At 69.7% G+C, this 9,043-nt stretch carries 12 protein-coding genes and 1 pseudogene; 11 read left to right on the top strand and 2 right to left on the bottom strand.

The genetic code is table 11. From position 1 onward, the window contains the following. Both GBZ26_RS30740 and GBZ26_RS23310 read right to left on the bottom strand, forming a co-directional pair. The coding region (locus GBZ26_RS30740; RefSeq protein ID WP_345772061.1) for a sulfotransferase at positions 1–148 on the bottom strand (148 nt) is incomplete at its 3' end. Between the two features lie 154 nt (positions 149–302). Beyond that, positions 303–1,109, bottom strand: a complete 807-nt coding sequence (locus GBZ26_RS23310; protein WP_174440892.1) for a DUF2189 domain-containing protein — start codon at positions 1,107–1,109, stop codon at positions 303–305. A 274-nt stretch (positions 1,110–1,383) separates the two neighbouring features. Here GBZ26_RS23310 and ihfB point away from each other — a divergent pair, with 274 nt between their 5' ends. From ihfB to GBZ26_RS23255, 11 genes and pseudogenes are all read left to right on the top strand, one after another. Beyond that, positions 1,384–1,668: an integration host factor subunit beta gene (gene ihfB, locus GBZ26_RS23305; RefSeq protein ID WP_014239239.1), complete on the top strand. Its 285-nt coding sequence runs from the start codon at positions 1,384–1,386 to the stop codon at positions 1,666–1,668. A gap of 99 nt (positions 1,669–1,767) precedes the next feature. Beyond that, positions 1,768–2,157: a lipopolysaccharide assembly protein LapA domain-containing protein gene (locus GBZ26_RS23300; protein ID WP_174440891.1), complete on the top strand. Its 390-nt coding sequence runs from the start codon at positions 1,768–1,770 to the stop codon at positions 2,155–2,157. An 87-nt stretch (positions 2,158–2,244) separates the two neighbouring features. After that, on the top strand, positions 2,245–3,201 hold the full coding sequence (gene lhpI, locus GBZ26_RS23295; RefSeq protein WP_038525893.1) for a bifunctional Delta(1)-pyrroline-2-carboxylate/Delta(1)-piperideine-2-carboxylate reductase: 957 nt from the start codon (positions 2,245–2,247) through the stop codon (positions 3,199–3,201). 14 nt (positions 3,202–3,215) lie between these two features. Then, positions 3,216–4,328, top strand: a complete 1,113-nt coding sequence (locus GBZ26_RS23290; protein ID WP_174440890.1) for an NAD(P)/FAD-dependent oxidoreductase — start codon at positions 3,216–3,218, stop codon at positions 4,326–4,328. A 95-nt stretch (positions 4,329–4,423) separates the two neighbouring features. Then, positions 4,424–4,567 (top strand): hypothetical protein, encoded by a 144-nt coding sequence (locus GBZ26_RS23285; RefSeq protein WP_014239243.1) that lies wholly within the window; start codon positions 4,424–4,426, stop codon positions 4,565–4,567. 42 nt (positions 4,568–4,609) lie between these two features. Beyond that, the gene (locus GBZ26_RS23280) at positions 4,610–5,218 is read left to right on the top strand and encodes a hypothetical protein (protein ID WP_174440889.1); all 609 of its coding nucleotides are present in this window, start codon (positions 4,610–4,612) and stop codon (positions 5,216–5,218) included. Between the two features lie 104 nt (positions 5,219–5,322). Continuing rightward, a complete protein-coding gene (pyrF, locus tag GBZ26_RS23275; RefSeq protein WP_174440888.1) occupies positions 5,323–6,045 on the top strand; it encodes an orotidine-5'-phosphate decarboxylase in 723 nt (240 codons plus the stop codon). A gap of 12 nt (positions 6,046–6,057) precedes the next feature. Then, positions 6,058–6,714, top strand: a complete 657-nt coding sequence (locus GBZ26_RS23270) for a phosphoribosylanthranilate isomerase (RefSeq protein ID WP_174440887.1) — start codon at positions 6,058–6,060, stop codon at positions 6,712–6,714. A 184-nt stretch (positions 6,715–6,898) separates the two neighbouring features. Continuing rightward, on the top strand, positions 6,899–7,813 hold the full coding sequence (locus tag GBZ26_RS23265) for a diguanylate cyclase (protein WP_174440886.1): 915 nt from the start codon (positions 6,899–6,901) through the stop codon (positions 7,811–7,813). 108 nt (positions 7,814–7,921) lie between these two features. Then, a complete protein-coding gene (gene upp, locus GBZ26_RS23260; protein ID WP_014239248.1) occupies positions 7,922–8,572 on the top strand; it encodes a uracil phosphoribosyltransferase in 651 nt (216 codons plus the stop codon). Between the two features lie 131 nt (positions 8,573–8,703). After that, a pseudogene (locus GBZ26_RS23255) lies at positions 8,704–9,043 on the top strand (hypothetical protein); the annotation flags it as partial.

Raw genomic sequence — 9,043 nt, 5'->3', positions numbered from 1 at the left:
GCTCGTCCCCCGCGGCGATGGCGGGATGGCTGGACAGGATCTGCTCGACCAGCGTGGTGCCGGAGCGCGGAGCACCCGCGATGAAGACCGGCCGCGGCCCGGCGGCGGGCGTGGCGGGGCCCGGCCACCGGCGCCGGCCCGCCGCCACAAAGAAGGGCGGAAAGCGTGCGGGTTGGTCTCCCCCCCCCCCCCCCCTGCACAGGGGGGGGAGGCCCGGGGAGGGGCTCCGTCTCCCGTACCGACGCCAAAGAAAAAGCCGCCGCGGTCACCCCGCGGCGGCTTTTTCCTTTTTCAAACCGCCCTCACCCCTCCTCGTCCTCCTTGATGAGGTCGCGGTAGGCGTGCCAGCTCGCGTGCCCGACCAGGGGCAGGGCGACGATCAGCCCGAGGAAGCCGGTCAGCAGCCCGGCGCCGGTGACCAGCACGATCAGCCCGGCCCACAGCGCCATGACCCGCGGGTTGCGCAGCACCGCCATGGCCGAGGCCAACGCGGCGGCGAAGACGTCCACCGGGCGGTCCATCATCATCGGCAGGGCGGTGACGTTGGTGATGAAGGCGAAGGCGGCGAAGGCGAAGCCCAGCGCCGTGATGAAGACGGTGAAGACCAGACCGTCGAGGCTGAACATCTGCGCCACGAAATGGTCGAGCGCGATGGCCTCATGCGGGAAGAACAGGGCGAAGGCCACCACGTTCATCCGTGCCCAGATCATCACATAGAGCATCAGGATCAGGCCGGCGGTCAGGATGTGGTAGGGGTTGGCCCGCCACGCGGTCAGCGCCCGCCACAGGCTGGGCCGGCGCCCCTCCTCGACGTCCTTGGAAATCCGGTAGAGGCCGAGCGCCAGGAGCGGGGCGATCAGCAGGAAGGCGCCGATCATCGGCGCGATCAGATAGGCCATCCCGGCCAGGACCAACCCGCCGGTCAGCGCGAATCCGATGGCGACGAACAGAGCGCCATAGGCGAGGCTGACCCAGCCCGACGCCCGAAGGTCTGCCCAGCCCGCCCGCAGCCAGCCCAGCGCCTGATCGGCGGTGACCGTGCGGACACGGTCCGCGTAGGGCAGGCCGGCCAGCGGGTCGGCGGGGCCGGTGTGATGGGCATGTGTCATGGCGAACCTCCAACCGAGTCCGGCAACCGAGTCTGGCGATGGGGACCGTGCCAACCAACTCATCGGAAATGGTGAGTTCAAAGGCAATCCGTAAGACGGATTAATCACATTTCGGGCCTTTTTCCCGGAGGCCATCGGGCAAGCCGGAGCGTTGCCGGGAAAAGGGTTCCGCCAGAAAGGCTTAGCTTGACGGTCACCGGACCCGGTGGCACGCTTGCGCGCAGGTCAAGGAGCGCGGTCCAAGGGCGCTCGAACCGGGGGAAACGGAATCGCCATGACCAAATCAGAGCTGATTCAACGGCTCGCGGAGCGCAATCCGCACTTGTACCAGCGCGACATCGAAAAGATCGTCGGCACCATCTTCGACGAGATCTCCGAAGCGCTCGCCCGTGGCGACCGGGTGGAGCTGCGCGGGTTCGGAGCCTTCTCCGTCAAGCGCCGCGACGCCCGCACCGGCCGAAACCCGCGCACGGGCGAAGCCGTCGAGGTGGGCGAGAAGGCGATCCCCTTCTTCAAGACCGGAAAACAGTTGCGCGAGCGCTTGAACACCGACGAATGATGTCCGTTCATTGACAGCCCGTCACTGAGTCATCGGCCCGGACCCGGCGTTGCCCCGCCAGACCACGGACACCCGATCATGGATACGAGGACCACACCCGTGCGTTTCATCGCCCTCATCATCGCCGTTCCCATCGCGCTGGCCGCGGTGCTGTTCGCCATTTCCAACCGTGGCCTGGTCACGCTGTCGCTCTGGCCGCTGCCCTTCACGCTGGAGGTCCCGGTCTATCTCGCCACGCTGGTGGCGCTGGTGATCGGCTTCCTGGCCGGTGGCGTCGTCGCCTGGAACGCCCAGCGCCGCTACCGCCGCCGCGCCCGCCGCTCCTCCGACCGCGTGTCCTACCTGGAGTGCGAGTTGAAGGAGACGCAGGCCCGCGCCGCCGCTGCGGAGAAGCGTCTGGCCGAGATGAACCGTCCGCTGTCCGGCACCGCCGGCCTGCCCGCGGTGACCGGGTCCGGCGCCGCCCTGCCGGCGACCACGGTCCACTGACCGCCCGCCGGTAACCCCTTCGGCCTCCCGTCCGGCCGGGGGGCGGGAGGGGGTTCCGCTTTGCCGGACCTGTGGAGGGAGCCGCCGATGCGCACCGTCACCGGAGCCGAGCTGAAGTCCGTCCTGCACTTCCGCATGCTGATCGAGCGCATGCGGCAGACCTTCCGCGCCGGGGTCGAGGTGCCGATGCGGCACCACCACACGGTCGAGACCTATGGCCAGAACGACGGCACGCTGCTGCTGATGCCGGCGTGGCAGGTCAACCAGTCCATCGGCGTCAAGGTGGTCACGGTCTTCCCCGACAATGGGGCGAAGGATCTGCCGGCGGTGCAGGGCCTCTACCTGCTGATGGACGGCAAGACGGGGATGCCCCAGGCGGTTCTGGACGGCACCGCCCTGACCAAGCGGCGCACAGCGGCGGCCTCCGCGCTCGCCGCCTCCTACCTCGCGCGGCCCGACTCGGAGCGGTTGCTGATGGTCGGCACCGGGGCGCTGGCGCCCGAGCTGATCGAGGCCTTCGCCACCGTCCTGCCGATCAAGCATGTGCTGGTCTGGGGCCGCAGCCTCGAGAAGGCGAAGAAGGTGGCCAGCCGCTTCCACCGTCCGAAATTCCGTATCGAGGCCACGGCCGACCTGGAGGGGGCGGTGCGCGGCGCCCAGGTGATCTCCTGCGCGACGCTGGCGAAGGAACCGCTGATCCGCGGCGAGTGGCTTCAGCCGGGCGCCCATCTCGACCTCGTCGGCGGCTTCACCCCGGAGATGCGCGAGGCCGACGACGACTGCATCCGCCGCTCCCGCGTCTTCGTGGACACCCGCGAGGGGGCCTGCACGGAGGCGGGGGACATCGTTCAGCCGATGAAGGCCGGCATCCTGACCGACGCGGACATCGCCGGCGATCTGTACGACCTGACCCGCGGCCAGCGCGCCGGGCGCCGCTTCTACGACCAGATCACCCTGTTCAAGTCGGTCGGCACCGCGCTGGAAGACCTCTGCGCCGCCCAGCTGGCGGTGGAGATGGTGATCCACAACGACACGATCCGCTGAGGCGTTTTCCCATCATGACTCTCCGCATCACCGTCGTCGGCGCCGGCATCATGGGGCTGTGCACCGCCTGGGCGCTGGCCCGCGCCGGGCATGAGGTCGCGGTCTTCGACCAGGGCCAGGTGCCCAACCCCTTCGGCAGCTCCGTGGACCAGCACCGGCTGTTCCGCCACGCCTACGGCGCCAGCGCCGGCTACGCCCGCATGGCCGACACCGCCTTCCAGGCGTGGGAACGGTTGTGGACCGATCTGGGCGAACGGCTGTTCGTCCCCAGCGGCACGCTCTGCACCGCTTCGGCGGAGGACGGCCGGCGCTGGCTGGCCGACAGCGCCGACGTACTGGAGTCGCTGGGCCATCCCTTCCGCCGCCTGACCCCGGCGCAGATCGCCGCGGAGTTCCCGCTGGTCGACGCCAACGCGGTGGCGGAGGGGCTGCATCTGGAGTCGGGCGGCGTGCTGCTCGCCGGGCGGATCGTGGAGCTGCTCAGCCACCATCTGAACGCGCTGGGGGTGACGGTCCACGCGCGTGCCCCCGTGACGGCCATCGACGCGGAGCGCGCCACCGTGACGCTCGCCGACCGCCGGACCATCGGCGCCGACGCGCTGGTGGTCGCCGCCGGGGCCTGGGTAACGAAGCTGCTGCCGGAAACGGCGGCGCGCCTGACCCCGTCGCGGCAGGTCGTGGCCTATCTGATGCCGCCGGAGGGGCTGCGCGGCGTCTGGGCGACGGCGCCGATGCTGATCGACGCGGACGGCGAGAGCGGGGTCTACGTCGTTCCCCCGGTGGCCGGCACGACGATGAAGGCGGGCGACCACCGCTTCTCGCGCGTCGGCGACCCGGACACCGACCGCGATCCCGATCCGGACGAGGCGCGCGACGTGCTGGACCGCGCCCGCCGGGTGCTGGCGGACGGCCATCGCTACAGCCTCGCCAACGCGGCGACCTGCTTCTACACGGTGACCGACGACGAACGCTTTGTGGTCGAGCCGCTGTCCGCCCGCTGCTGGCTGATGAGCGCCTGCTCCGGCCACGGCTTCAAGTTCGCCCCGGCGCTGGGCGAGGCGCTGGCCGCCGCCATCGCCGATCCGGCGCAAGCTTCGCAATTGCCGGACTGGGCCGCCGGGCGCTGACCCTGGGAACCGGCGGAACGGTGCGGCTCCGCCCCTGTTGAGAGGGCAATCAGCCTGTGTTGGCTGAAGCCTTACCGACAGGGAGTGAAGCATCCATGGCCGACGAACCTCGCAAAGTGGGTGTCTATGACACGGACGGCAACCGGACGGCGACGGGCGGTGCGGCCGGCTCCATGAACTGGTGGGTCATCGCGCTGGTCGTGCTGGTGGTCCTCGCCCTCCTCTATTTCTTCCTCTGAGTCCGGACCGTGTCCGGAGCGGACCAGCACAGGAGCGGGTTCATGAACAAGAAGACCATTGTCGCGCTGTACGACGATCTGTCCGGCGCCGAACGCGCGCTGAGCGAACTCGAAGCCGCCAATCTGAGGCAGGACTTCACCATGATGGGCGCCGACAGCGCGAAGCTGGGCTCCTCGGCCAGTCTGGCGACCGAGAACCGGCTGGAAAGCTGGCGCCACGCCGCCGATTTCGGGGAGGACCCGAATTTCGACGCCCGCGACCGCCGGGTCTCCATGCTGACCGGTGTCGGCGTGACGCGGGAGGACGCGGAGGTTTTCGCCGAGGGCGTGCGCCGCGGCGGCGTGCTGCTGGTCGGCCGGGTCGAGGTGGCGATGTGCGACTCCGCGCTGGCCGTCATGCAGCGCCACGGCTCGGTGGACATTCCCGGCCGGGCGCAGGGCTACCGCGAAGCCGGCTGGAGTGGCTATGACGCCGCCACCGCCGATTACGACAGCGCGCAGGTCGCCGAGGAGCGCCGCCGCGCCGCCGCCGCCTCGCTGCGCGACGTCAACACGCAGGGGGCCAACCCGGCGGCGGGCGCTCCGGCCGCCACGCCGACCGCTGCTCCGGCGGCGAACCCGACCGGCCGCGTCGACGTGAACCGCGAATAGCGGTTCCGACCCGCTCTCCGGCCCCGGAAGTCTGGTGATTGCCGCCGGCCCTTGTTAGGCTGCGCGCCATCACCATCGTCCAGGGTCCGGAGAGCCGTTTTTCCATGAGTACGCCCAGCACGCCCAGCATCGCGCCCGCCTCGCGCATCTTCTGCGCCGTCGACACGACCGACCTCGACACCGCCCGCGACCTCGGCCGGCGGATCGCGGGGGTGGTCGGCGGGATCAAGCTGGGGCTGGAGTTCTTCATCGCCCACGGTCCGGCGGGCATCCGCGCGGTGATCGGCGAGGATGGCCCGCCGCTGTTCCTCGACCTCAAGCTGCACGACATTCCCAACACGGTGGCCGGCGGCATCCGGGCGGCGCTGCCGCTGAAGCCCGCCTTCCTGACCATCCACACCTCCGGCGGTCCGGCGATGATGCGCGCGGCGGCGGAGGCCGCGGCGAGCGCGGGTGAGGACCGTCCGAAGATCCTCGCCGTCACCGTGCTGACCAGCATGGACGCCGCCGATCTCCAGGCCGTCGGGCAGAGCGTCCCGGTGGCCGATCAGGTGAAGCGGCTGGCGCTGCTCGCCAAGGAATCGGGAGTGGATGGCGTCGTCTGCTCCCCCGCCGAGGTGGCGCTGATCCGCGAGGCCTGCGGACCGGACTTCATCCTGATGGTGCCGGGCATCCGCCCCGCCTGGGCTGCTGCCAACGACCAGAAGCGCGTCATGACTCCCGCCGAGGCGCTGGCCGCCGGGGCGGACCATTTGGTCATCGGGCGCCCGATCACCGGCGACGCCGATCCGGAAGCCGCCGCCCGACGCATCGTTTCGGAACTGTAAGGACCAGCCCCCATGCCCGTCCCCAAGCCTGTCAGCGTGAAGATCTGCGGCCTCACCGAGCCCTTGTCGCTGCACGCCGCCGTGGCCGGCGGGGCGCGCTATGTCGGCTTCGTCTTCTACCCGCCGAGCCCGCGCTCCATCGCACCGTCCATGGCGGCGGAGCTGGCGCGGCTGGTACCCACCGGCGTGCGCACGGTCGGGCTGTTCGTCGATCCCGAGAACGACTTCCTGGAGCATGTGGTCAGCCAAGTTCCCTTAGACCTGATCCAGCTCCACGGCAAGGAGACGCCGCGCCGCATCGCCGAGGTGAAAGCCGCGTTCAACATTCCCGTGATGAAGGCGATCAAGGTCGGCGGGCCGGAGGATCTGGCCGCCGCGCTGGAGGCCGCCGAGGTCGCTGACCGTCTGCTGTTCGACGCCAAGCCGCCGGCCAAGGTGTCGGCCCTGCCGGGCGGCAACGGCATCGCCTTCGACTGGACGCTGCTCGCCGGGCGGAGCTGGCCGAAGCCCTGGATGCTGTCCGGCGGGCTGAAGCCGGAGAACGCGGCAGAGGCCGTGCGGACCACCGGCGCCACGGCGCTCGACGTGTCGTCGGGCGTGGAGGACCGCCCCGGCCACAAGGACCCGGAGCTGATCCGCCGCTTCCTGAGCAGCGTGGCCGGGCTGTGACGCCGCGTCGCGGATGGGCATTTGAATAAAATTTGATGTTGCCGCAGGGCTTTCCCTTTTGGCGGATGGGCACAACTTAATCGCACGACCGGGTTGCGGACCCGGGGTATGACTTCGTGCGATACTGTTGGCATCCGCCGGCCGCGACCGATGGATGTGTCCGAAGGGAAGCCGTGCAAGCCCGATGACCAACTCGTCCGACACACGCTCGCCATCCGACAGCCTCGGCCTCGTCCTCGACGAGCATTTGCGATGGATCGGGCAGTGGCACCGCGCGGTCTTCTTCCGCAGCGGGCAGGGGGGCGAGCGGGTGTCGGCGCCGGCCTCCTTCGCGGCGTGGTGCGTGGCGGTCAACGCCGACGATCTGGCCCACCAGCCCGCCGTGGAGAAGCTGGTCACCCTGCATGAGCAGATGCACCGCAAAGCCAAACTGCTTCTGCTGAAGGCGGCCGGCGGCGAGAGCCCCAGCGAGGCCGACTATGAGGGGGTGATCGCCCGCTTCGAGGAGTTCGTCCTGCATCTGCGCCGGGTCGAGCGCGCCTTCGGCGCGGCGGCGAGCGGGCTTGACCCGCTGACCGGCCTGCGCACCCGCCGCGGCATGCAGGAGGCGCTGGAGCGCGAGCACAACCGCTTCCGCCGCAACGGCCCGGCCTTCTGCGTCGCCATCTGCGACATCGACCGCTTCAAGGGCATCAACGACACCTATGGCCACGACATCGGCGACCGTGTCCTGGCCGCCACCGCCGCCGCCATCAGCCGGGGCATCCGCAGCTTCGACGAGGCCTTCCGCATGGGCGGCGAGGAGTTCCTGATCTGCTTGAAGGAAACCGGCCTCGCCGAGGGGTTCCGGGTCATCGAGCGGCTGCGCGGCGAACTGGCGCGGACCCCGGTGACGCTGCCGGACGGGCGGCGGGTTGCGGTTACCGCCTCCTTCGGGCTGGTCGAGGCCGGGGAGGATCTGCCGGTGGAGGAGATGGTGGTCTGCGCCGACCGCGCCCTCTATCAGGCGAAGAACAGTGGGCGCAACCGTGTGGTCCGCTACGGGGTCGACCAGCCGGAGGTCGTGGCGGGGCGCTCGGCGCTTCCCAACCGCCGCTGATTTTCGTCCTCCGAGCGGTGCATCCGGCGGGATCGCGTAAGGGCGGCTTGGCCGAAGCGGGTCCGCCGGGTTAGGATCGGGGTCTAGACAGGCCGCGGCACGAGATCCATGCGCACCCACACCGAATTTCCCAATCTGTTCATCCTCGACCACCCGCTGATCCAGCACAAGCTGACGCTGATGCGGGCCAAGGAACGCTCCACCGGCGGCTTCCGCACCCTGCTGCGCGAGATTTCGCTGCTGATGGGCTATGAGATCACCCGCGACCTGCCTTTGACGACCGAGCGGATCGACACGCCGCTCCAGCCCATGGACGCGCCGGTCATCGCCGGCAAGAAGCTGGCCATCGTGCCGGTGCTGCGCGCCGGCCTCGGCATGGCCCAGGGCCTGCACGAGCTGGTGCCGTCGGCGCGCGAGGGGCACATCGGCCTCTACCGCGACCACGACACCAAGATGCCGCACGAGTATCTGGTGAAGCTGCCGGAGGCCGAAGGCCGCCTGTTCATCGTCGTCGACCCGATGCTGGCGACCGGCAACTCCGCCGTCCACGCCTGCGACGTGCTGAACCGCCACGGCGTGGATGACGAGAACATCCGCTTCATGGCGCTGGTCGCAGCACCGGAGGGCATGCGCGTCTTCGCCGCCGCCCACCCGCGGGTGAAGGTCTTCACCGCCTCGCTCGACAGCCATCTGGACGAGAACGCCTACATCGTCCCCGGCCTGGGCGACGCGGGCGACCGCATGTTCGGCACCAAGTAACCACAAACGGCGGCCGCATCCCTGTCATACCGTCGGGGGAAAGGGATGCGGCATGTTGTCATTGCGAGTTATTCGCACAGTGTGAGACCATAGGGCTCCCGTTCGACACCTCCCTATGGGCGTAACTGGCCTTGACGACGGACACCTTTCAAACCCCCGGCCCGACACCGGGCGGCCCGGTTCAGGCCGCCGGCTTCCATTCCTCCCTCTGGCAACGCATCGGTTTCAGCGGTTGGACGCTGGCGACGCTGGTGATCGCGGCGCTGGTCACCCTGCCGGTGCTGGCGGTGATCAGCCGCGTCTTCGTGCCGACGGACGGGGTGTGGCAGCATCTGGTCGACACGGTGCTGGCGGAGTATCTGCTGAACACCGTGCGCCTCGTCCTCGGGGTGGGGGCCGGTGATTTTAACCCTCTGTCTACGCCGACGATCACGCCGCTGGCGATCCCCGTCGCTGCGCTCTCTCCTTCGA

It is taken from the genome of Azospirillum formosense, from assembly GCF_013340925.1.
GTDB classification, from domain to species: domain Bacteria; phylum Pseudomonadota; class Alphaproteobacteria; order Azospirillales; family Azospirillaceae; genus Azospirillum; species Azospirillum formosense.
The sequence above is the reverse complement of the archived record's forward strand: the minus strand, read 5'-3'. Positions and strand labels throughout refer to the sequence as shown.